The organism is Kitasatospora sp. NPDC057692, assembly GCF_042799475.1.
Lineage (GTDB): Bacteria > Actinomycetota > Actinomycetes > Streptomycetales > Streptomycetaceae > Kitasatospora.
The window spans coordinates 76,779-99,245 of sequence record NZ_JBHVIV010000026.1; the positions used below are offsets into that span (position 1 = coordinate 76,779).

Here is a 22,467-nt window from a genome sequence, read left to right on the forward strand (position 1 = left end):
GCCGCGACTCGGACAGCCCGTGGTCGGACAGCCCGTGGTCGGACGGGCCGGACAGGCGGGAGTCGGTCATGCGGACACCTCCGGCAGCCAGTCGCGCGGACCGGCCAGTCGCTCGGTCAACCGGGCCCGGTACGCCTCGCGCACCGCCCCGGGCGAGTCGAACCCGGGCTCGTCCGCCAGCCAGACGTCCGGGATCTGCGCCACCGCCTCCTCGATCGCGGCCTCCGCCAGCGGGGCGAGCGCCTTGTCGGCCGCGAGCAGGTCCGGCTCCGCGCCCCGCAGTGCGTGGTCGGAGGCGTCGTACGGACGGCGGGTCCAGTCGCCGGCGCCCGCCCAGTGGTGGTGGAAGATCAGGCTCGCGCCGTGGTCGATCAGCCGCAGGCCGCCCGTGGCGACCAGCAGGTTGGGGTTGCGCCAGGAGCGGTCGACGTTGCCGATCAGCGCGTCGAACCAGAGCACCTGCCCGGCCAGCCCGGCGTCCACCTCGAAGCAGATCGGGTCGAAGTTGAGCGCGCCGCTGACGAAGGCCATGCCCAGGTTGAGCCCGCCGCTGGCGCGCATCTGGTCCTGGATCCGCGGATCCGGCTCGCTGCGGGCCAGCACCGGGTCCAGGTCCACGGTCACCAGCTCCGGCACGGGCAGGCCGAGCCGCCGGCCGAGCTCGCCGGCCAGCACCTCCGCGACCAGCGCCTTGCGGCCCTGCGCCGCGCCGACCCATTTCAGCGCGTAGAGCCGCCGGTCGTCGGCCTCGACCAGGCCCGGCATCGAGCCGCCTTCTCGCAGTGGCGTCACATAACGGACCGCCGTCACCTCGGGGAGCACGCCGGACAGCCTATCGGGCATATGCACGCGGCGGGTGTCGCCCGGCGCGCTCGCCCGCCCGGGTCGCCCCGGTGGCAGCCCCGGCTGCTCCGTGCGAGTGTGGCGGACAGTAATCGGGGCACCCGACGGCCACGACCCGCAGCGCGACGGCTGCGCCGTGAGGTACCGACCTGCACTGTGAGGGACGCACGATGGAACGAGCCCGGATCCTGATCGTGGGCGGCGGCTTCGCCGGACTGGAGTGCGCGCGCCGCCTGGAGCGCAAGCTCTCCCCCGCGGAGGCGGAGATCTCCCTGGTCACCCCGTTCGGCTACCAGCTCTACCTGCCGCTGCTGCCGCACGTGGCGGCCGGGGTGCTGACCCCCCAGTCGGTGGCCGTCTCGCTGCGCCGCTCGCTGCGGCGCACCCACATCGTCCCCGGCGGCGCGATCGGGGTGGACCCGGCCGCCAAGGTCTGCGTGGTGCGCAAGATCACCGACGAGGTGGTCGCGCAGAGGTACGACTACCTGGTGCTGGCCCCCGGCAGCGTCACCCGCACCTTCGACATCCCCGGCCTGACCGACTACGCGCGCGGCATGAAGACGCTCGCCGAGGCGGCCTACGTCCGCGACCACGTGATCGCCCAGCTGGACCTCGCCTCGGCCAGCACGGACCAGAAGGAGCGCGAGTCCCGGCTGCAGTTCGTGGTGGTCGGCGGCGGCTACGCGGGCACCGAGACCGCCGCCTGCCTGCAGCGGCTCACCACCGCGGCCGCGAACCGCTACCCGCGGCTGGACGCCAAGCAGATCAAGTGGCACCTCATCGACATCGCGCCCAAGCTGATGCCCGAACTGGGCGACGCCCTCGGCACCGCCGCCCTGGAGGTGCTGCGCGAGCGCGGCATCGAGGTGTCGCTGGGCGTCTCGGTGGCCGAGGTCGGCGCCGAGTCGGTCACGTTCACCGACGGCCGGGTGCTGCCCTGCCGGACGCTGATCTGGACGGCCGGCGTCGCGGCGAGCCCGCTGATCGCCACCCTGGACGCCGAGACGGTGCGCGGCCGGATCGCGGTGACGGCGGAGATGCGGGTGCCGCAGTTCGAGGGCGTCTTCGCGCTCGGCGACGCCGCCGCCGTGCCGGACCTCTCCAAGGGCGACGGCGCGGTCTGCCCGCCGACCGCCCAGCACTCGGCCCGCCAGGGCAAGGCGGCGGCCAACAACGTGATCGCGGCGCTGCGCAACCAGCCGCTGGAGCCGTACTACCACAAGGACCTGGGCCTGGTCGTGGACCTCGGCGGCAAGGACGCGGTCTCCAAGCCGGTCGGGGTGGAGCTGCGCGGCGTACCGGCCCAGCTGGTGGCCCGCGGCTACCACCTGATGGCGATGCGCACCAACGCGGCGAAGTTCCGGGTCGGCGCCAACTGGCTGCTCAACGCGACCGCCGGCGACGACTTCGTGCGGACCGGCTTCCTCGCCCGCCAGCCCGCCCGGCTGCGCGACTTCGAGTACACCGACGCCTATCTGACGAAGGACCAGGTCAGGGAGCACGCCCAGGCCCTGCTCGCCAAGGGCTGACCGGCCCCGGCCGTCTCCCCTCCCGCGCGCGGCGGGAGGGGAGACGGCCGCCGGCCGCTCCGGACCGCCGGCGGCCGCCCGGTGCCGCCGTCAGATCAGCCGCGACGCCGTACCGTCCGCGCCGGGCCCGGCGGTGCCGTCCGCCCCGCCCAGCACCGCCGCCAGGTCCCCGGCCAGCCGCCGGGCGTCCGCCGGGTCCAGCCGCGCGACGGTGATCCGCAGCCCGGGCGGCGACTGCAGCCGGTAGCGCGCGCCGGGCGCCGCGACCCAGCCGCGCTGGACCAGCGCGGCGAGCGCGACGGCCTCGTCCGGCACCGGCACCCAGACGTTCAGCCCGCTCGCCCCGTGCGCCGCGATCCCCCGTTCGGCCAGCGCGCCGATCAGCGCCTCCCGGCGCTCCCGGTAGGCGGCGGCCACCCGCGCGACCGGCGCCGCGTCGGCGCGCCACAGCGCGGCCACCGTGTGCTGGAGCAGGTGGCTGACCCAGCCCGCCCCCAGCCGCTGGCGCCCGAGCACCCGTCCGACGGTGTCCGCGTCCCCGACCGCGACCGACAGCCGCAGGTCCGGCCCGTACGCCTTGGCCGCCGAGCGCACCACCGCCCAGTGCGTCGACCCCGCCCCGGCCAGCGGGTGGTAGGGCTGGTCGACGATGCCCTGGCCGTGGTCGTCCTCGATCAGCAGCACCCCGGGGTGGCCGGCCAGCACGGCGCGCAGCTCCGCGGCCCGCCCGGCGGTGAGCGCGGCGCCGGTCGGGTTCTGCGCCCGGCTGGTGACGACCACCGCCCGCGCGCCGCCGTCCAGGGCCTCGGCGAGCGAGGCGGGCAGCGGGCCGGCGTCGTCGAGCCGGACCGGCACGGTGCGCAGGCCGAGCGCCGGCAGCAGGTCGAGCAGGCTTCCCCAGCCCGGGTCCTCGACGGCGACGGCGTCGCCGGGGCGCAGCCGGGTCGCCAGGATCCGCTCGATGGTGTCCAGCGAGCCGGAGGCGACGGCGATCGGCCCGGACGGCAGGCCGTCGGCGGCGAAGGCCGCGCCGGCCAGGGCGAGCAGCCCGGGGTCGGCGGCCGGGTCTCCGTAGCGGACCGGGGCGCGGCGGGCGGCCTCGGCGGCGGCCGCGAGGGCCGCGGTGAGGTCGGGGAGCAGCGCGGGGTCGGGGTTGCCGTCGGCCAGGTCGCGGGCGTGCGGCGGCACCGGCAGCCGGATCTGGTCGCGCGGGGTGTGGGCGGGGCGCGGGCGGATCCGGCTGCCCTTGCGGCCGGCGGTCTCGATCACGCCGCGGTCGCGGAGCAGGCGGTAGGCGGCGGCCACCGTGTTGGGGTTGACGCCGAGTTCGGCCGCGAGGTCGCGCAGCGGCGGCAGCGGCGTCCCGGGCGCGAGGTGGCCGGCGCTGACGCCCCGCTCGATCTCGGCCGCGATATCGCTGGCACGCCGCCCGGTGATCCGATAGTCTCCTAGCACAAAACAGATTATGCACTAGTACATAGAGGTTGTCATGTCGACCACGCCGGACGGCGACACGTCCTATCCCCGCACCCCGCGCACGACCCCCACCCGCTACAAGGACCGCGCCACGTGGGAGCGCGAGGCGATCCACGCGATCCTGGACGCCACCTACCTCTGCCACCTCGGCTTCGTCGCCGACGGGGCGCCGGTCGTGCTGCCCACCATCCACGCCCGGGTCGGGGACCGCCTCTACGTGCACGGCTCCACCGGCAGCCGACCGCTGCGCGGAGCCGGGGGCGGGCAGGGCCTGCCGGTCTGCGTCACCGTCACCCTGGTCGACGCCCTGGTGCTGACCAAGTCGGCGTTCAACCACTCGGTCAACTTCCGCTCGGTGGTCGCCCACGGCACCGCGCACCAGGTCACCGACCCCGAGGAGCTGACGGTCGCGCTCGACGCGCTGGTCGACCAGGTGGTCCCGGGCCGCTCCGCCGAGGTGCGCCCGGCCAACGCCAAGGAGCTCGCCGCCACCGCCGTGATCCGCCTCGACCTCGACGAGGTCTCCGCCAAGTCCCGGGCCGACCTCGCCGACGACGACCCCGAGGACCTCGCCCTGCCGTACTGGGCCGGCGTCGTCCCGGTCACCACCGGCTACGGCACGCCCGTGCCGGACGCCTCGACCGCCGTACCGCTGCCCGCGAACCTCGCCGCGCTCACCGCCGCGCCCGACGCCTGACCGGAGGCCCCCGATGCTGATCCGCTCCTGGGACCGGGGCGACGAGGACGAGTGGCGCGCCTGGCTCGCCGAGGGCCGCGACTTCGGGCTGCTCGCCGCCAACGGCGGGCCCGGCCACGGCCCCGTGCTGGTGCCGACCCACTTCCTCCTGGACGCCGACCGCGGCGAGATCCTGGTCCACCTGGCCGCGCCCAACCCGCTGCTCGCGGCCGTCCGGGCGGACCCGGAGGTCACCCTCGCGGTCACCGACGACTACGCCTACGCCCCCGGCCACTGGCGCGGCGCGCCCGGCACCCCGACCAGCCTCTACGCCTCCGTGCAGTTCCACGCCACCGCCGCGCTGGTCGAGGACGCGGCCGGCAAGGCCGAGATCCTCAACCGCCAGCTGGCCCACTTCCAGCCCGAGTCCCCGCAGCTCCGGGTCGCCCCCGGCGAGGGCGAGCTCGGCCGCCTGCTGCCCGGCCTGACCGGGCTGCGGCTGGCGGTCCGCGAGGTGCGCGCCAAGTTCAAGTACGACGACAAGAAGCCGGTGGACGAGCAGCTCGCGCTGGCCGACCGGCTCGCCGAACGCGCCCGCCCCCTGGACGCCGCCGCCCGCGCCCAGCTGCTGCGCCGCAGCGGACGCCGGACGGCGCGCACCGCGGCCCCCGCGCCCGGCACCCGCGCGTCCACCTGACGCACCGTCACCCGTTCGGCCCAGTCGCCGCGACGCGGGCCCCCCGGCGCTGATCGAATGTGAGACGAACCCTGCCCGCTCGGCCGTGCGGGCGGGACCGTCGACCCCGGGGAGCGCGCGTGTCGAGTACCCACACCCATCCGGCTTCGGGCGAGGCGCACCTCGGGCACGTCGTGTTCATCTCCGCCGCCGCCGCGATGGGCGGCTTCCTGTTCGGCTACGACAGCGCGGTGATCAACGGCGCGGTGACCGGCATCCAGAAGCACTTCGAGGTGGGCCACGGCACGACCGCGTTCGTGGTGGCCATCGCCCTGCTCGGCTCGGCCGCCGGAGCGGTCGCGGCCGGGCGGCTCGCCGACCACCTCGGCCGGGTGCGCACCATGCTGCTGGCCGCGTTCCTCTTCGCGGCCAGCGGCATCGGCTCGATGTTCCCGCCGAACATCGAGGCGCTGGCCACCTGGCGGGTGGTCGGCGGCGTGGCGATCGGCATCGCCTCGGTGATCGCCCCGACCTACATCGCCGAGGTCGCGCCGACCGCCTACCGCGGCCGGCTGGCCTCCTTCCAGCAGATGGCGATCGTGCTCGGCATCACCGTCTCCCAGCTCGCCAACTGGGCGCTCAACCAGGCCGCCGGCGGCGAGTCCACCGGCCACCTCGGCGGCGTCCAGGCCTGGCAGTGGATGCTCGGCGTGGAGGCGATCCCGGCCCTCGTCTACGGGCTGATGGCGCTGGCGATCCCGGAGTCGCCGCGCTACCTGATCGCCGACCACCGGGAGGAGCAGGCCCGCCGGGTGCTGAAGGAGGTCGAGGGCGAGGACGTCGACCTCGACGCCCGGGTGGCCGAGATCCGCGCGGTGCTGGAGTCCGCCCGCAAGCCGCGGCTCAAGGACCTGCTGGGCGGCCGGCTCGGTCTGCTGCCGATCGTCTGGGTCGGCATCGGCGCCTCGGTGTTCCAGCAGTTCGTCGGCATCAACGTGATCTTCTACTACTCCTCCTTCCTCTGGCAGTCGGTCGGCATCAACGAGTCCAACTCGCTGCTGATCAGCCTCTCCACCTCGATCATCAACGTGATCGGCACGGTGGTCGCGATGGCCCTGGTCGACCGGATCGGCCGCAAGCCGCTCGCGCTGGCCGGCTCGGCGGGCATGGCCGCCGCGCTGGGCACCGCCGCCTGGGCCTTCTCCTACCGGGAGGGCACCGGCGACGCCGCGACCCTGGACAACACCCACGCGGTGGTCGCGCTCATCGCCGCGCACGTCTTCGTCTTCTGCTTCGCCTTCTCCTGGGGCGTGGTGGTCTGGGTACTGCTCGGCGAGATGTTCCCGAACCGGATCCGCGCGCTCGCGCTGTCCGTCGCCGCCTCCGCCCAGTGGATCGCCAACTGGGCGATCACCGTCAGCTTCCCCGACCTCGCCGACTGGAACCTGTCGGCGACCTACGTCATCTACGCGGCCTTCGCGCTGCTCTCCATCCCCTTCGTGGCCTTCTGCATCAAGGAGACCAAGGGCCGCGCCCTGGAGGAGATGGGCTGACCCGGCGGGCCCGCGCCGCCCCTCCCCCCGGCGGGCCGACGGGCCCCGCCGTTCCACGCCCCCGGCCACCGACCCGCCGCCGTGCCCGGCGGCCCGTCCCCCGAGAGGAAGCCATGCCTGACCAGGGCGGCTCCCGGCAGAACGTGACCTTCCCGAGCAACGGCCGCCAGGCCCACGGCTACCTGGCCCGCCCGCCGCAGGGCGTCGGCCCCGGCCTGGTGGTGGTCCAGGAGTGGTGGGGACTGACCCCGTACCTGGCCGGCGTGGCCGACCGGTTCGCCGCCGAGGGCTTCACCGTCCTCGCGCCGGACCTCTTCGGCGGCGCGACCACCCACGACAGCGCCGAGGCCGCCCGGCTCAAACGCGAACTGCCGGTCGGACAGGCGGTGCGGGACCTGCGCGGCGCGGTCGACCTGCTGCTCGGCCTGGAGGGCGTGGTCGGCGACGCGGTCGGCGTGGTCGGCTTCTGCATGGGCGGCGGCTTCGCCCTGCTGCTGGCCGCCGCCGAGGGCGACCGGGTCGCCGCCGCGGTCCCCTTCTACGGCCTGCCGCCCGATCCGGACTTCGAGTACCGGGGCCTGACCGCGCACGTCCTCGGCCACTACGGCGAGCACGACCGCGCGATCCCGATGGCCGCCGCGGACGAGGCCGCGATCCGGATCGGCGAGGCCACCGACGTCCGCCCGGAGATCCACTTCTACCCGGCCGGGCACGCCTTCATGAACGAGGAGAACCTGCTCGGCACCTACGACCCGCTGCAGGCCGAGATCGCCTGGCGGCGCACCCTCACCTTCCTCTGGGCCCATCTCGGCTGAGCCCGGAGGCCGCCCGGCCGGAACCCCCACCGGGCTGAGAATCGGATGGACACGGACCATCCGCCCCGGCATAGTCACGGGGTGCAGAGCCAACCCCCGCCTCCGGCCACCGCCCGCCTCGCCTGGGCGAGCCGCAACTTCCGGATCCAGACCGCCGCCACCGTGGTCAGCGGCGTCGGCAACGCCGGAGCCCCGATCGCCATGGCCTTCGCCGTCCTGGACAACGGCGGCTCCACCGGCGACGTCGGCTACGTCACCGCCGCCCGGCTGCTGCCGACCGTCCTGCTGCTGCTGGTCGGCGGCGCCCTCGCCGACCGGCTGCCGCGCCACCACGTCATGGTCGCCGCCAACGTGTTCAGCGCCGTCTTCCAGGGCGCCCTCGCCGCCCTGGTGCTGACCGGCGAGCCGGCCCTCTGGCAGCTGATGCTGCTCTCGGCCGGCGCCGGAGCGGGCTACGCCCTCTACGCCCCCGCCGCCGGCGGCATGATCATGGAGAGCGTCGCCCCCGAGCACGCCGCCCGTGCCTTCTCGGTGTACCGGATGGGCTTCAACGGCTCGCAGATCGGCGGCGCCGCACTCGGCGGCGCGCTGACCGCCGCCGTCGGCGCCGGCTGGGTGCTCGCCCTGGACACGGTCTGCTTCCTGGCCGCCGCCGCGCTGCGCTTCCTGCTGGAGCCGCAGGCCCCCACCGCCCCGGCCGAGGGCGGCGGCATGCTCCGCGACCTGCGCGAGGGCTGGCAGGAGTTCGCCTCCCGCCGCTGGCTCTGGGTGATCGTCCTCCAGTTCTCCGTCCTGGTCGCCTGCGTCGGCGCGGTCGAGGCGGTGTACGGGCCGGCCGTCGCGAAGGAGCGGCTCGGCGGGGCCCAGGCCTGGGGCCTGGCGATGGCGGCCTACGGCATCGGCCTGGTCGCCACCGGCGTGCTGATGGCCCGCTGGCAGCCGCGCCGGATCCTGCTGGTCGGCAACTGGGGCGTCTTCCTGTTCGGCCTGCCCGCGGTCGCCCTCGCGGCCTCCGCCCCGCTGCCGGTGCTCTGGGCGTCGATGTTCCTCTCCGGCGTCGGCGTCACCGTCTTCGGCGTCAACTGGATGATCGCCCTGCAGCAGGAGATACCCCCCGAGGCGTTCTCCCGGGTCATCGCCTACGACGAACTGGGCTCGCTGTCCCTCGCCCCGCTGGGCACCGCGCTCGCCGGCCCGGTCGCCGACCGGCTCGGCCTGTCCGGCGCGCTCTGGTCCTGCGCGGTGATCTCCCTGGCGCTCAGCGCCGCCGTGCTGCTGGAGCCGGAGGTCCGCCGGCTCTCCCGGCGCCGCGCCGCCCCGGACCCGGTGGAGCCCGCCGACCCGCACCCCGCCGACCCGCACCCGGCCCCCGCCGCCACCGCCACCGCCACCGCCACCGCCACCGCCACCGGCTGAACGCGCCGGGCGCACCGCGTGCGCCCCCGTGTGCGCCCTCCGGCGGGCAACCGCCCGAGGGCGCGGCACGTCCGACCAGGTGACGACGGATGAGACCTGGGGGACACCCGATGCCCAAGCCACTGCTGTTCCTGGACGTCGACGGCGTGCTCAACCCGGTCTGCCCCGGACCCGAGGCCGACTTCGACGCCCACACCCTGTTCGGCTACACCGTGCTGCTCTCCGCCCGGCACGGCGCCTGGCTGCGCGAGCTGGCCGAGAGCTACGAACTCGTCTGGGCGACCACGTGGGAGGAGCACGCCAACACCCACATCTCCCCCGCGATCGGCCTGCCCGAACTGCCCTTCGTCCGCTTCACCGGCTACGTCCCGCAGCCGGGCGACCCCCGCGTGCCGATCATGGAGCTGCTCTCCGCCCGCAAGTGGGCGCCGCTGCTGCGCCACGCCGCCGGCCGCCCCTTCGCCTGGGTCGACGACGTCATCCCGCCCCGGCTGGTCCGAAACTCCCTGCTGCGCCGCGACCGCCTGCTGCTCACCGTCGACCCGGGCCAGGGCCTGGAGCGCCACCACGTGGACCGGCTGCTGTCCCGCCCGCCGCGCCCGGGGGCGGTCTCCTCGCTCAGCCGGTGGGCAGCCAGCTGACGTGCCCGGCGAGCAGCGCGTACCCGACGAACGCCACCGTGTCGATCAGCGCGTGCGCCACCACCAGCGGCATCACCCGCCCCCACCGCCGGTACAGCAGGCAGAACACCGCGCCCATCACGATGTTGCCGACCAGCCCGCCGACCCCCTGGTACAGGTGGTACGAGCCGCGCAGCAGCGAACTCGCCGCCAGCGCCGCCGGCCACGACCAGCCCAGCTGCCCCAGCCGGCGCAGCAGGTAGCCGAGGACGACGACCTCCTCCAGGATCGCGTTCTGCCAGGCCGACAGCACCAGCACCGGGATCCGCCACCAGACCTCCGGCAGGCCGGACGGCGCGACGGTCAGGTTGTAGCCGGCCGCCTGCGAGGCCAGGTAGAGCGCCAGCCCCGACCCGCCGATCGCCGCCGCGACGGCCGCGCCCCGGCCGAGGTCGCCGAGTTTGCGGCGGAGGTCGAAGCCGAGCACCCGCAGCGACGCGCCCTCGCGCACCAGCAGGTAGCCGACCAGCACCACCGGCATCAGCCCGCGGCCGATGTAGTAGAGCTGCCAGACCAGGTCCAGCCAGGGCCGGCCGGGCGCGCGCGAGCCGTTCAGGGTGGCCACCTGCTGGCCCAGCCGGATCGTTTCGGTGAGCGAGCCGGTGAAGCTGATCAGCGCGCTGATGCCGCTCGCCCCGAGCGAGAGGCCGAGGACGATCAGCAGCTCCGCCCCGAGCAGGCGGCGGGTCGGCTTCACGGTCTCCGGTGCGGTCGGGACGGTCGTCACGGGGCTGCTCCAGCACGGGCGGCGGACGGGCGGCGCTCCGGGCCGGCGGACGGCCGTCGGCGGAGCGGAGCGATCATCCTTCCACAGCGCGCCCGGCGGGCCGGGGGCCCGGGGACGCGGGGGTCCTACCCCACCGGCCAGGTGTGCACCGGCTCGCCGCCCCGGCTGTGCTCCATGTACCGGCGGGTCATCGCCGCCAGCGCGGCGGGCCGCTCCATCCCGTACTGCTCGCACAGCCGGTGGAAGGTCGCGCTCTGCCAGGACGCGCCGTTGGTGCGGCGCAGGCAGCGCTGTTCGATGATGCCCAGGTAGCGGTCCCGGTCGGCCGGCTCGACGCCCCACGCGTCCAGGCCCTGGTACGCCATCGGCAGCAGCTCGTTGAGCACCAGGTCGACGGCGGACACCGTGGCCAGTCCGCCGCCGCGCCCGGCCCGGCCCTGCCGCGGCCACTGGAACACCGCGTCGATGCCGTACCGGGCCCCCTGCTGGAAGTTCTCGTCGGCCCGCTCGAACGGCAGCCTGGTCCAGATCGGCCGGGACTGCTCGGCCAGCACCCGCACCACGCCGTAGTAGAACGCGGCGTTGGCGAGCGTGTCGGCCACCGTCGGCCCGGCCGGCAGCGCCCGGTTCTCCACCCGCAGGTGCGGCACCCCGCCGCTGACGTCGTACACCGGCCGGTTCCAGCGGTAGATGGTGCCGTTGTGCAGCCGCATCTCGGCCAGCCGCGGCGCGCCGCCGGAGGCCAGCACCTTGGCCGGGTCCTCGTCGTCGCAGATCGGCAGCAGCGCCGGGAAGTACCGCAGGTTCTCCTCGAACAGGTCGTACGCCGAGTCCACCCAGCGCTCGCCGAACCAGGTGATCGGGCGCACGCCCTGGGCCTTGAGCTCCGCCGAACGGGTGTCGCAGGCCTGCTGGAAGAGCACCGGCCTGGTCTCGCGCCACAGCTCCCGGCCGAACAGGAAGGGCGAGTTGGCGCCGAGCGCGAGCTGCGGGCCGCAGATCGCCTGGGCGGCGTTCCACACCGGGGAGAACCGCTCCGGCGTCACCTGGAGGTGCAGCTGCAGCGAGGTCGCGGCGGCCTCGGCGACCATGGTGATCGACTCCAGCTGGAGGTGCTCGACGCCCTCGATGTCCAGCGTGATGTCCTCGCCCCGGGCGGCCAGGATCTGGTCGCTGAGCAAGCTGTACCGCTGGTTGTGGGACATCGCGTCGAGCCCGGTGTGGTCGAGCTCCAGGGTCGGCAGGATGCCGACCATCACGATCCGCGAGCCGGCCTCCGCGGCCCGCCGGTCGGCGTACTTCAGCCCGGTGTCGAGCTCCTCGCGCAGGTCCTCGAAGACGTGTCCGTAGAGCCGGTGCGGCGCGATGTTGACCTCGATGTTGAAACGGCCGAGCTCGGTCTGGAAGTCGGCGGAGCCGATCGCGGTGAGCACCTGGGCGTTGTTCAGCAGCGGCAGGCCCTGCTCGTCGGCCAGGTTGAGCTCGATCTCGACGCCGATGACGCCCTTCGGGCGGTCGAACCGGTCCTCGCGCAGCATCCGGCCGAGCGCGTCGAGGCAGGCCTGGAGCTTGCGCCGGTACATCTGCCGGTCCGACAGGTCCGCCCGGGTCGCCACGACCTTCTCGCCCATGGTCTCCTCCTCCTGAGCCGGCCGGCCCCCGACCGTGCAAGCATCATGCCCACCCCGAAGATCGATACCCGAGAGCTTCTATTGGCTTGCATTGCAAGGAAACTGATGCCGTTTCAGCGCATCTACCGACTTGCCCGGGGCCACCGCCTGTGATAAACAGGTCACCCTGCGCACCTGTTCGAGTAGAATTCGCACTGCGCCACGGCCCGGCCGGCCATCGCCGCGAGACCCCCGGCGACCACGGCCGCGCCGGCACCGCGATCCTGCCCAACCGGACAAGGCCCAGGTTCCGTCACCGCCGACGCACCAGCCAGCCATGCCGGTATGCCGCACTCGCACGCCGATCTCGCACGGAGAGGCGACCTTGCCATGACTCTGCAGACCCCACAGCCCCCGCCCAGTGCCCTGCGCGCGGTCCTCGCCGCGCTCGACTCGGAGACCGCGCTGCGCCAACCGGCCGCCGCCGCGCTGCGTCATCCGACCGGGCCGCTCCTCCCCGCGCACCCGCTCGCCGTCCACGTCCTGGAGGGACCGCGGGCCGAACTCTCCGCCGCCCGCCGGACGGGATGGCGCTTCCTCATCAAGGACGGCACCGAGGTGGCCGCCGCCGCCGAGGTGGTGCAGGGCGCCGAGGGCCACACCTTCTCGCACTTCACCGCCGGTCCGTACCTGGACTCCACGCTCCGGGCGCTGCGCGAGGCCTGGCAGCTCGCCCAGTCCGCCCGCTCCCGCTGCCAGCCGCGGCTGCTGACCTTCCCGGGGCAGTACGCGACGGCCCTGTGGCTGCACAGTCCGGACGGCGGCCCCGGCGCCGACCTGCTGATCCCGCTGGCCCCGGCGCCGATGGGCGTCACCGCGCACCGTGCCCACCCGGCCGCAGAGCTGCTGCCGCTGCTGGCGCGGACCCCCGTCGCCCGCGCCGCGGCCGCCCCCCGGCCGCTGCTGCTCGGCGCGCCGGACTCCGCCCCGCTCGCCTCCGGGGCGCTCTGAGGTCCCGTTCCCGGCCCGCCACCACCCGGACGGGCCATCCGGCATGGCCCGTCCGGGCCGTCCGCCGGATGGCCCGTCCGGCGCCGTCCCGGCCACTCGACCACCTGAACGGGTGATCTCTGGCCGGGGGTTGTGGCGCATGTCACGAAATCGCTGCGCGCGCGTCCGCAGATGCCGACACTGGGAACCAGCGTGGAAGGACCTCCTGTCCTACCCACTTGAGCGCCGGTCCACACCTGGCCCGGCGCCGGACAGGATCCGACCACCGCGGCGGCGCCCGTCGGCCACCGGCGGCACCGCATCACGGGGAGGATCGCAGAGCGAAGCGAGGGTACGCATGTGCCAGCACCGTCCTGAGTGTCCGTCGGCCGAGTCCGAGGACCGCGAGGCCGCCGTCCCGGTGGCCTGTCATCCGGAGCAGGGCTGGAGCCTGCTCTGCAACGGCGTCCTGCTGTTCGAGGACACCGGTGAACTGCTGCCCGACGGCCGGGTGATCGCCCCGCGCCGCCCGGCCGCGAGCGCGGTCTGAGCCGCCGGACCGCCACGGGGAGCGAACGCGACGGGCAGGGCCCCGGCGGACGGATCCGCCGGGGCCCTGCCGTGTGCCGTGCGCCGGTCAGACGCCGTACTCGTCCAGCGGCGGGCAGGAGCAGACCAGGTTGCGGTCGCCGTACGCGCCGTCGATCCGGCTGACCGGGGGCCAGTACTTGTCCGCCGGGTTCACGCCGGCCGGGAAGACCGCCTCCTGCCGGGTGTAGCCGTGCGCCCAGTCGCCGGCCAGGGTGGCGGCGGTGTGCGGGGCGTTGCGCAGCGGGTTGTCGTCCGCCGCCCAGGCGCCGGAGCCGACCTTCTCGATCTCGGCCCGGATCTCGATCATCGCGTCGCAGAACCGGTCGATCTCGTGCAGGTCCTCGGACTCGGTCGGCTCGATCATCAGCGTGCCGGCCACCGGGAAGGACATGGTCGGCGCGTGGAAGCCGTAGTCGATCAGGCGCTTGGCGATGTCGTCCACCGTCACGCCGGTCTCCTTGGTGAGCGGGCGCAGGTCGATGATGCACTCGTGCGCCACCAGGTCGCCGGGGCCGGTGTAGAGCACCGGGAAGTGCGGGGCCAGCCGCTTGGCGATGTAGTTGGCGTTCAGCACCGCGACCTGGGTGGCGCGCTTGAGGCCCTCGCCGCCCATCAGCCGGACGTACGACCAGGAGATCGGCAGGATGCCCGCCGAGCCCCACGGGGCGGCCGAGATCGGGCCGACACCGGTGGCCGGGCCGGCCTCCTCCTGGAGCGGGTGGTTCGGCAGGTACGGCGCGAGGTGCGCGCGCACCGCGACCGGGCCGACGCCCGGGCCGCCGCCGCCGTGCGGGATGCAGAAGGTCTTGTGCAGGTTCAGGTGCGAGACGTCCGCGCCGAACTTGCCCGGCTTGGCCAGGCCGACCAGCGCGTTCAGGTTGGCTCCGTCGACGTACACCTGGCCGCCGGCCTCGTGCACCAGGCCGCAGATCTCGGTGATCTGGGTCTCGTACACGCCGTGGGTGGACGGGTAGGTGACCATCAGCACGGCGAGGTTGTCGCGGTGCTGCTCGATCTTCGCCTTGAGGTCCTCGACGTCGACGTCGCCGTCGACCAGGGTCTTGACCACGACGACGCGCATGCCGGCCATCACCGCGGAGGCGGCGTTGGTGCCGTGCGCGGAGGACGGGATGAGGCAGACGTCGCGCCGGGTGTCGCCGTTGGCGTGGTGGTAGGCGCGGACGGCCAGCAGGCCGGCCAGCTCGCCCTGGGAGCCGGCGTTCGGCTGGAGGGAGACGGCGTCGTAGCCGGTCACCTCGACCAGCTGCTGCTCCAGCCCGCGGATCAGGGTGAGGAAGCCCTCGGCCTGGTCGACCGGAGCGAAGGGGTGCAGCTGGCCGAACTCCGGCCAGGTCACCGACTCCATCTCGGTGGTCGCGTTGAGCTTCATGGTGCAGGAGCCCAGCGGGATCATGCCGCGGTCCAGCGCGTAGTCCCGGTCCGACAGGCGGCGCAGGTAGCGCAGCATGGCGGTCTCCGAGCGGTAGCTGTGGAAGACCGGGTGGGTCAGGTACTCGTCCTCGCGCAGCAGCGCGGCGGGCAGCGCGTCGGCGTTCTCCGCGACCTCGACGCCCTCGACGCCGAACGCGGCCCAGACGCCCGCCAGGTGCTCGCGGGTGGTGGTCTCGTCGGTGGAGACCGAGATCCGGTCCGCGCCGTCCTGGAAGACGTTGATGCCGTTGGCGCGGGCGGCGGCGGCGATCTCGGCGGCGCGGCCCGGGACGACGGCGGTGACGGTGTCGAAGAACTCGCCGTGCAGCAGCTCCACACCGCCGGCCCGCAGGCCCTCGGCGAGGGCGGCGGCGTAGCGGTGGGTGCGGCGGGCGATGGCGGCCAGGCCGTCCGGGCCGTGGTAGACGGCGTACATCGAGGCCATCACGGCGAGCAGCACCTGGGCGGTGCAGATGTTGCTGGTGGCCTTCTCGCGGCGGATGTGCTGCTCGCGGGTCTGCAGGGCCAGGCGGTAGGCGCGGTTGCCGTCGGCGTCGACGGAGACGCCGACCAGGCGGCCGGGCAGCGAGCGGGCGTACTCGGCGCGCACCGCGAGGTAGCCGGCGTGCGGGCCGCCGAAGCCCATCGGCACGCCGAAGCGCTGGGAGGTGCCGCAGGCGAGGTCGGCGCCCAGCTCGGCCGGGGACTTCAGCAGGGTGAGGGCGAGCAGGTCGGCGGCGACGGCGACGATCGCGCCCAGGCCGTGGGCCTGCTCGATCAGCGGGGCGAGGTCGCGGACCACGCCGGTGGCGCCGGGGTACTGGAGCAGCACGCCGAAGACGCCGCGCTCGGCGATCTCGGCCGGGATGCCCTCGGACAGGTCGGCGACGACCACCTCGACGCCGGTGGGCACGGCGCGGGTGTTGATCACCGCGACGGTCTGCGGCAGGGTCTCGGCGTCGACCAGGAAGACACCGCCCTTGACCTTGGTGACGCGGCGGGCCAGGGCCATCGCCTCGGCGGCCGCGGTGCCCTCGTCCAGCAGGGAGGAGCCGGAGGTGGGCAGGCCGGTCAGGTCGGAGACCAGGGTCTGGAAGTTGAGCAGCGCCTCCAGGCGCCCCTGCGAGATCTCCGGCTGGTACGGGGTGTACGCGGTGTACCAGGCCGGGTTCTCCATGACATTGCGCAGGATCACCGGCGGGGTGTGGGTGCCGTAGTAGCCCAGGCCGATCATCGGCGTGAGCACGGTGTTGCGGTCGGCCAGCTCGCGCAGTTCGGCGAGGACCTGGGCCTCGCTGCGGCCGGCGGGCAGGTCGAGCGCGGTGATCGAGCGGATCGCCTCGGGGACGGCGGCGGTCGCCAGCTCGTCCAGCGAGCCGTAGCCGACCTGGGCCAGCATCTTCTCCTGCGCGGCGGCGTCGGGGCCGATGTGGCGGGTCTCGAAGGGGCTGGCCTGTTCGAGCTCGGTGAGGGTCGCGGGGGTGGTGGGGCGTCCCGAGTTCGGCTGGGCGTTCATGGTGGTCGAGGCCTCCTGGTCACGGACCGGCGGGGGTGCGCACGCCGGGCGCCTCGCCGTTGCGGACAACAGCGGAGCGGACCGGTCGGACGAACCCGACAGGCCTCCCCCTCTGTCATCGGGACCTGAGAGCTTCGCCCGCGCGGAGCGCCGTGGGACGCCCCGCCGGCTTGCACCGTCGGTGAGGGTGGGGTCCGCCGGCTCCCTCGCCCGCGATCCTGCCCTGCTTTCCAGAGTGACCTATCCCGCACGGTACGGATGCCTGAGAGATTCCGGGGAGGAGTTGCTCCTTCGGCGCCCCGACCAGCGGCTTCCGCTGTCGGGGACTCTCCCGAGCGGGCTCGGCGGTCGCGCCCAGGGTACCAGCGGGAGGCGCCGCGATCACGGGTGCGTCAGGTCCTTCGGCGACTTCGCGGCTGACGGCGGCGGTGACCCGGCCGGCTCAGCCCCGGGCCCGTCCGGCCGCACCCCGCTCGCGCACGTCCGGTTCATGGCATTTGGTGTGAAGTGGCACTGTCCCGCGGGCGTTCCGCGAGCTCACCGCACTGGAGGAGAAAGAGTGCAGACCGACATCGACCCCCGGGACCTCATCGGCCACAAGGCGGTCGACCGCAACGGGGACAAGATCGGCACCATCGACGAGGTGTACCTGGACGACGCCAGCGGCCGCCCCGAATGGGCCGCCGTCCGGACCGGCATCTTCGGCCGGGACGCCTTCGTCCCCCTGACCACGAGCGAGTTCTCCGGCGAGGAGCTCCGGGTGCCCTACGACAAGTCCCTGGTGAAGGAGTCACCGGACTTCGGCGTGGGCCAGCACCTGTCGCCCGCCCAGGAACTCCAGCTCTACCGCTACTACGGCCTGGACACCCCGGCGGACGGACGGCCGTCGCCGGGCGAGGGCCCGGGGGCGGAACCGGCCGACCTCGACTTCGGCACCACCGCGGGCGCCGGCACCGCGGCGCTGCACGCGCCCGCCGCGAACCGGACGGGCCCGGCCAACGGGACGGGCGCGACCAACGGCACCGGCGCGGACCGCCCGGCCAAGCAACTCACCTTCCACCGGGCAGCCGACCTCGGCAAACCGGCCGACCCCACCCCGGAGGCCCCCGTGCGGCACCTCGCCACCCCTGCGCCCGTCACCCCCGCGGCGCCCGGCACCCCCGCTCCGCCCGCTCCCACCACTCCCGCCCCCGTCGCCGCCGCTCCCGCCGCTCCCAGCGCGGCGCCCGCCCCGCCTCCGCCGGCCGTCGAACCGCTGCCGCAGCCTCAGCCTCAGCCGCGGGCGGCCCGGACGGAGGGCGGCCCGACCGACCCCGCCCCCACCCGCCCGGTGGAGATCACCTGCCGCGAGGAGCGCCTGGACGTCACCACCGAGTGGCACGTCATCGGCACCGCCAGACTGCGCAAGTACGTGACCACCGAACAGGTGGAGCGCCGGGTCCCGGTGGTCCACGAGCGGGTCCGGGTCGAACGGATCCCGGTCGGCGAGGCCGAGCGCGCCGCGCTGGACGAGAAGGAGATCGCCGACGCCGTGGAGGAGATCACCCTCCGTGAGGAGCGCCCGGTGGTCCGCAAGTACCTGGCGCCGCTCGAAAGGGTCCGCCTGGTGGTCGAGCGGTACACCACCGAGGAGGTGGTCCGCGAGGAGCTTCGGCGCGAGCAGGTCGAGATCCACGACGACTCCCCGGCCGCCCCGACCGCGCCGCCGCCCGCCCGCCCGGTGCCGGCCCGCCCGCTCGCCTGACCCTCTCCCCCACCACCCCGGGGCCCCGGCCGCCACGGCCGGGGTCCTTCCTTTTTACCAAGGCTTAACTTATGGATATTTGACACACTGAAGTATCTCCCTGCATGGTTACTTCAGTTCATTCACTATGTACGGGAGGAAGCAACCGTGAGTGAGGCACCACAGCCCACCACCGCGGCCGAGAAGCAGAGCAGCGCCCGGGTCCTGCCGGCCCTCATCCTGGCGATGCTGTCGTTCAGCGTGGTGCAGACCGCGGTCGTCCCGATCCTGCCCTCGCTCGCCAGGGAACTGAGCGTCTCGGGCTCCAGCATCACCTGGCTGATGACGGCCAACCTGCTGTCCGCCGCCGTGCTGACCCCCCTCCTCGGGCGCTTCGGCGACCTGCGCGGCCGCAAGCCGATGCTGCTGATCTCCCTCGCCGGCCTGGTCGCCGGCTCCGCCCTCGCGGTCTCCACCCACTCCTTCACCTGGCTGGTCGTCGCCCGCGTGCTGCAGGGCGCCGGCGGTGGCGTGCTGCCGCTCGCCATCAGCATCGTCCGCGACGAGCTGCCCAAGCAGAAGGTGACCGGCGGCGTCGCCGCCATCAGCGCCTCGATGGGCGTCGGCAGCGGCCTCGGCCTGGTCGCCACCGGCCTGCTGCTGGAGCACTGGAGCTACAAGTCGATCTTCTGGATGGGCCTGGTCTTCGGCCTGATCGCGGTCGCCCTGGTCGCCCTGCGGGTGCCCACCGACCCGGTCACCGACAAGGACGGCGGCGCCGACCCGCTCGGCGCGCTCACCCTCGCCGCCTGGCTCTCCGCCCTGCTGGTCGCGGTCAGCCAGGGCAACCACTGGGGCTGGACCTCCACCAGGACCCTCGGCCTGTTCGCCGTCGCCGCCGTGGTCGCCCTGATCTGGGGCGTCATCGAGGTCAAGGTCGCCCACCCGCTGGTCGACATGGCGATGATGTCCCGCCCGGCCGTCGCCTTCACCAACCTCGCCGGCCTGCTGATCGGCTTCGGCATGTACGGCTCCTTCATGGTCATCAGCAACTTCGCCCAGACCCCGGAGAAGCTCGCCCACTACGGCTTCACCGCCACCGTGCTGCACGCCGGCGTGATGCTGCTGCCCTCCGCCCTCGGCTCGATGGTCGCCGCCCCGCTCGGCGCCCTGCTGATCGCCCGCCGCGGCCCGCGCCCGCCGCTGGTCCTCGGCGGCGTCCTCGGCGCCGTCTCGATGGCCTACCTGGCCCTGCGGCACAGCCACGAGGGCGACATCTACCTCTCCTCGGCGATCTTCGGCCTCGGCATCGGCCTCGCCTTCTCGGCGATGCCCGCCTACATCAACGGCGCCGTCCCGGTCGAGCAGAGCGGCATCGCCAACGGCATGAACGCCGTGCTGCGCACCGTCGGAGGCGCGATCGGCACCGCCGTCATGGCCGCCATCCTCACCGGCGACACCATGAAGCTGCCGATCCCGGTCTCGCTGCCGACCCTGGACGCCTACCGGCACGCCTTCTGGACCGCCGCGGTGGTCTGCGTCGTCGCCGGCGCCGTCCCCTTCCTCATCCGCACCGTCAAGCCGGCCGCCGTCGTGACCGAGGGCAACCGGACGGCGGACCTGACCCCCGGCCGGAAGCCGGTGAAGACCGACGCCTGACGAGGCGTCCGACCCCGCGCCCAGGGACAGGGCGCGGGGACCGGACCCGGACGGTCGCCGAGGGCATCGCGACCGTCCGCGGCCCGGAACCGCACGCGGCCCCACCCGGCCCCCCTGCCGGGTGGGGCCGCTTCGCGTCCCGCCCCGGGCCTACTCCCCGTCCGCGTCCTCCCCCGACGCGACCGGCCACCCCTCGCGCAGCGGCAGCGGCCTGGCCGGCTCCAGCGCCGGGTCCTCGACCGCGAAGGTGCGCACCCGCCCCGGCCCGCTCCACGGCGTCTCGAAACGCACCGTCACCCGCCCCACGCCGCTGCCCTGCACCCACCCCGGCCCCAGCTCCGCGTGGCGCACGTCCTGCCCGGGCAGCCAGCGCCGCACCACCGCGGCCTCCTCCTCGGCCGCCTCCGGCTCCTCCTCCGGGCCGGCCCCGGCCGCCGCCGCGGCCTCCGCCTCCTCCCGGACGGCCTGGGCGAACAGGTCCTCCTGGGTGTAGTCGGCCAGCTGCGCCACGCCGACCCCCAGCAGCCGCACCCCGCCCGTGATGTCCACCTGCGAGACCAGCCGCCGGGCCGTCTCCACGATCACCGTCTCGTCGTCCGTCGGACCGCGCAGCGTCTCGGAGCGGGTCAGCGTCGAGAAGTCGAAGCGCCGGACCTTCAGCACCACCGTCCGCCCCGAGCGCCCGGCCCCGCGCAGCCTCCGCACGCAGCGCAGCGCCAGCGTCTCCACCTCGCGCAGCACCCGGTCCCGGTCCGCCAGGTCCACCTCGAAGGTGTCCTCCACCGAGACCGACTTGGCGTCCTGGTCCGCCACCACCGGCCGGTCGTCCAGTCCTGTCGACATCTGGTGGACGCCCGCCCCGTGCGCCTTGCCCAGCAGCTGCACCAGCTCCGCCTCGCCGGCCTCGGCGAGCTCGGCCACCGTGTTCAGCCCGGCCCGGCGCAGCACCTGTTCGGTGGCCGGACCGATCCCCGGCAGCGCCCGCACCGGCATCGGCCCGAGCACCGCCCGCTCCTCGCCCGGCTCGATCAGCACCAGGCCGTCCGGCTTGGCCCGCTCGGAGGCGATCTTGGCCATCAGCTTCGACCCGGCCGCACCGACCGAGGCGGTCAGCCCGGTGCGCCGCTCGATGTCCGCCCGCAGGTCCTCCGCCAGGGCCAGCACCAGCCGCTCCCCAGTGCCGTGCTCCGCCTCGGCCAGCACCGGGCCGTAGGGACCGGCCTCCAGGTCGACGAAGGCCTCGTCCAGGCTCAGCGGCTGCACCAGCGGCGACAGCTCCCGCAGCAGCGCCATCACCAGCTCGCTCACCTGCCGGTAGGCCTCGAAGCGGCCGGCCAGGAAGGCCGCGTTCGGGCAGAGCCGGCGCGCCTGGGCCATCGGCATCGCCGAGTGCACCCCGAACCGCCGCGCCTCGTACGAGGCGGTCGAGACCACCCCGCGCCCGCCCAGCCCGCCGACGATCACCGGCTTGCCGCGCAGGCTCGGCTTGGCCGCCTGCTCCACCGACGCGAAGAAGGCGTCCATGTCGAGGTGGATGATGCTCGGCAGTGACCGCACCTGCCGATCATGCCGCACGGGTCCGACAACACCGCCGAACCCGGCCCCCGCCTCAGCGCGCCGCCTGCTCCCGGCCCGCCTCCGCCAGCGCCCGCGGTATCCCCGGCTCGCTCGGGCCGAGGAACAGCGGGTCCGGCCGCAGCCAGGCGTTCAGCGCCGCCTTCCCGGCGCCCGGGATCTCCCGCAGCCCGCCGTACAGCCAGGTGGCGTCCCGCACCTCCGGCACCCCCACCGCGTACGACTCGATGCCCGCCGCCTCGCAGAGCGCCAGCGCCCGGCGGACGTGGAAGTCCTGGCTCACCAGCACCGCCCGGTCCACCCCGAAGATCCGGTGCGCCCGGGTGCAGGAGTCCCAGGTGTCGAAGCCCGCGTAGTCGCCGACCACCCGCGCGTCCGGCACCCCGTGCTCGACCAGGTAGTCGCGCATCGCGTCGGTCTCGTCGTAGCTCACCCGGCTGTTGTCACCGGTCACCAGGACCGCCTGGACCTTCCCGGTCCCGTACAGCTCCACCGCCGCGTCCAGGCGGTGCGCCAGGTACGGCGAGGGCCTGCCGTCGAACAGCCCGGCGCCGAACACCACCGCCACCGGGGCCGGGGGCGCGCTCGCCACCGTGCCCACCCGGTCCCCCGCCGCCAGCCACAGCCACGCACTGGGCGCGAGCGCCACCGCGCAGCCGACCGTCACCAGCTGGAACAGCCGCCGCTGCGCCGGCCGCCGGCGCAGCCGCAGCCCGAGCCGCACCGCCCGGCGCGCCAGCAGGCCGGGGATCCCGGTTCCGAACCGCACGTGCCCTCCCTCGTCGGGTGTCACCGGGCACGACGACGCCGTGGGGGGCGGGGGGGGGCCCGCCCCGGCCCCCGCCCGCGCGGGGGGGGGGGATAAAAAAAAAAAACCCCCCCCCCCCACCCCCACACCCCCACCCCCCCCCACAACAACCACCACAACCACAACCCCCCCCCCCACACCCACACCCCCCCCCGCCACCCGCCCCACAACCA

The 22,467-nt window shown here is 74.5% G+C and carries 18 protein-coding genes and 1 riboswitch; of the genes, 11 read left to right on the forward strand and 7 right to left on the reverse strand.

The window, feature by feature from the left end; all coding sequences use genetic code 11:
* Nucleotides 1-66: 66 nt before the first annotated feature.
* Complete coding sequence (locus tag ACFVFS_RS17025) at nt 67-822, reverse strand: HipA family kinase (RefSeq protein ID WP_380624813.1); 756 nt, start codon at nt 820-822, stop codon at nt 67-69.
* Between the two features lie 191 nt (nt 823-1,013).
* Between ACFVFS_RS17025 and ACFVFS_RS17030 the strand changes: the two genes are divergently transcribed.
* Nucleotides 1,014-2,372, forward strand: coding sequence for an NAD(P)/FAD-dependent oxidoreductase (locus tag ACFVFS_RS17030; protein WP_380624815.1), 1,359 nt, complete (start codon nt 1,014-1,016; stop codon nt 2,370-2,372).
* A gap of 90 nt (nt 2,373-2,462) precedes the next feature.
* On the opposite strand, the gene ACFVFS_RS17035 is transcribed toward ACFVFS_RS17030, so the two are convergent.
* Nucleotides 2,463-3,827: an aminotransferase class I/II-fold pyridoxal phosphate-dependent enzyme gene (locus ACFVFS_RS17035; protein WP_380624817.1), complete on the reverse strand. Its 1,365-nt coding sequence runs from the start codon at nt 3,825-3,827 to the stop codon at nt 2,463-2,465.
* A 34-nt stretch (nt 3,828-3,861) separates the two neighbouring features.
* Between ACFVFS_RS17035 and ACFVFS_RS17040 the strand changes: the two genes are divergently transcribed.
* From ACFVFS_RS17040 to ACFVFS_RS17065, 6 genes are all read left to right on the forward strand, one after another.
* On the forward strand, nt 3,862-4,545 hold the full coding sequence (locus ACFVFS_RS17040; RefSeq protein WP_380624819.1) for a pyridoxamine 5'-phosphate oxidase family protein: 684 nt from the start codon (nt 3,862-3,864) through the stop codon (nt 4,543-4,545).
* Between the two features lie 13 nt (nt 4,546-4,558).
* Entirely contained in the window at nt 4,559-5,221 is a 663-nt protein-coding gene (locus ACFVFS_RS17045; protein ID WP_380624821.1) for an FMN-binding negative transcriptional regulator, read from the forward strand.
* A 119-nt stretch (nt 5,222-5,340) separates the two neighbouring features.
* The gene (locus ACFVFS_RS17050) at nt 5,341-6,753 is read left to right on the forward strand and encodes a sugar porter family MFS transporter (RefSeq protein ID WP_380624823.1); all 1,413 of its coding nucleotides are present in this window, start codon (nt 5,341-5,343) and stop codon (nt 6,751-6,753) included.
* A gap of 113 nt (nt 6,754-6,866) precedes the next feature.
* The gene (locus tag ACFVFS_RS17055) at nt 6,867-7,568 is read left to right on the forward strand and encodes a dienelactone hydrolase family protein (RefSeq protein ID WP_380624825.1); all 702 of its coding nucleotides are present in this window, start codon (nt 6,867-6,869) and stop codon (nt 7,566-7,568) included.
* 81 nt (nt 7,569-7,649) lie between these two features.
* Complete coding sequence (locus ACFVFS_RS17060; protein ID WP_380624827.1) at nt 7,650-8,984, forward strand: MFS transporter; 1,335 nt, start codon at nt 7,650-7,652, stop codon at nt 8,982-8,984.
* Nucleotides 8,985-9,094: 110 nt separating this feature from the next.
* Nucleotides 9,095-9,625, forward strand: a complete 531-nt coding sequence (locus tag ACFVFS_RS17065) for an HAD domain-containing protein (protein ID WP_380624829.1) — start codon at nt 9,095-9,097, stop codon at nt 9,623-9,625.
* On the opposite strand, the gene ACFVFS_RS17070 is transcribed toward ACFVFS_RS17065, so the two are convergent.
* Complete coding sequence (locus ACFVFS_RS17070; protein WP_380624831.1) at nt 9,603-10,391, reverse strand: CPBP family intramembrane glutamic endopeptidase; 789 nt, start codon at nt 10,389-10,391, stop codon at nt 9,603-9,605. The two genes, ACFVFS_RS17065 and ACFVFS_RS17070, sit on opposite strands and share 23 nt — an antisense overlap.
* A gap of 125 nt (nt 10,392-10,516) precedes the next feature.
* A complete protein-coding gene (locus ACFVFS_RS17075; protein ID WP_380624833.1) occupies nt 10,517-12,022 on the reverse strand; it encodes a glutamate--cysteine ligase in 1,506 nt (501 codons plus the stop codon).
* 369 nt (nt 12,023-12,391) lie between these two features.
* Between ACFVFS_RS17075 and ACFVFS_RS17080 the strand changes: the two genes are divergently transcribed.
* Together ACFVFS_RS17080 and ACFVFS_RS17085 are read left to right on the forward strand one after the other, a co-directional pair.
* Entirely contained in the window at nt 12,392-13,012 is a 621-nt protein-coding gene (locus ACFVFS_RS17080) for a hypothetical protein (RefSeq protein ID WP_380624835.1), read from the forward strand.
* 337 nt (nt 13,013-13,349) lie between these two features.
* Nucleotides 13,350-13,541, forward strand: coding sequence for a DUF5999 family protein (locus ACFVFS_RS17085; protein WP_266273201.1), 192 nt, complete (start codon nt 13,350-13,352; stop codon nt 13,539-13,541).
* Nucleotides 13,542-13,628: 87 nt separating this feature from the next.
* On the opposite strand, the gene gcvP is transcribed toward ACFVFS_RS17085, so the two are convergent.
* Nucleotides 13,629-16,529: an aminomethyl-transferring glycine dehydrogenase gene (gene gcvP / locus ACFVFS_RS17090; RefSeq protein ID WP_380624837.1), complete on the reverse strand. Its 2,901-nt coding sequence runs from the start codon at nt 16,527-16,529 to the stop codon at nt 13,629-13,631.
* 240 nt (nt 16,530-16,769) lie between these two features.
* A riboswitch (glycine riboswitch) is annotated at nt 16,770-16,873 on the reverse strand.
* 215 nt (nt 16,874-17,088) lie between these two features.
* Here gcvP and ACFVFS_RS17095 point away from each other — a divergent pair.
* Together ACFVFS_RS17095 and ACFVFS_RS17100 are read left to right on the forward strand one after the other, a co-directional pair.
* The gene (locus ACFVFS_RS17095) at nt 17,089-18,273 is read left to right on the forward strand and encodes a PRC and DUF2382 domain-containing protein (protein ID WP_380624839.1); all 1,185 of its coding nucleotides are present in this window, start codon (nt 17,089-17,091) and stop codon (nt 18,271-18,273) included.
* A gap of 147 nt (nt 18,274-18,420) precedes the next feature.
* A complete protein-coding gene (locus tag ACFVFS_RS17100; RefSeq protein ID WP_380624841.1) occupies nt 18,421-19,911 on the forward strand; it encodes an MFS transporter in 1,491 nt (496 codons plus the stop codon).
* A 150-nt stretch (nt 19,912-20,061) separates the two neighbouring features.
* Here ACFVFS_RS17100 and ACFVFS_RS17105 read toward each other — a convergent pair whose 3' ends face one another.
* Together ACFVFS_RS17105 and ACFVFS_RS17110 are read right to left on the reverse strand one after the other, a co-directional pair.
* On the reverse strand, nt 20,062-21,468 hold the full coding sequence (locus ACFVFS_RS17105) for a DNA polymerase IV (RefSeq protein ID WP_380624843.1): 1,407 nt from the start codon (nt 21,466-21,468) through the stop codon (nt 20,062-20,064).
* A 52-nt stretch (nt 21,469-21,520) separates the two neighbouring features.
* On the reverse strand, nt 21,521-22,225 hold the full coding sequence (locus ACFVFS_RS17110) for a vancomycin high temperature exclusion protein (protein WP_380624851.1): 705 nt from the start codon (nt 22,223-22,225) through the stop codon (nt 21,521-21,523).
* Nucleotides 22,226-22,467 lie beyond the last annotated feature (242 nt).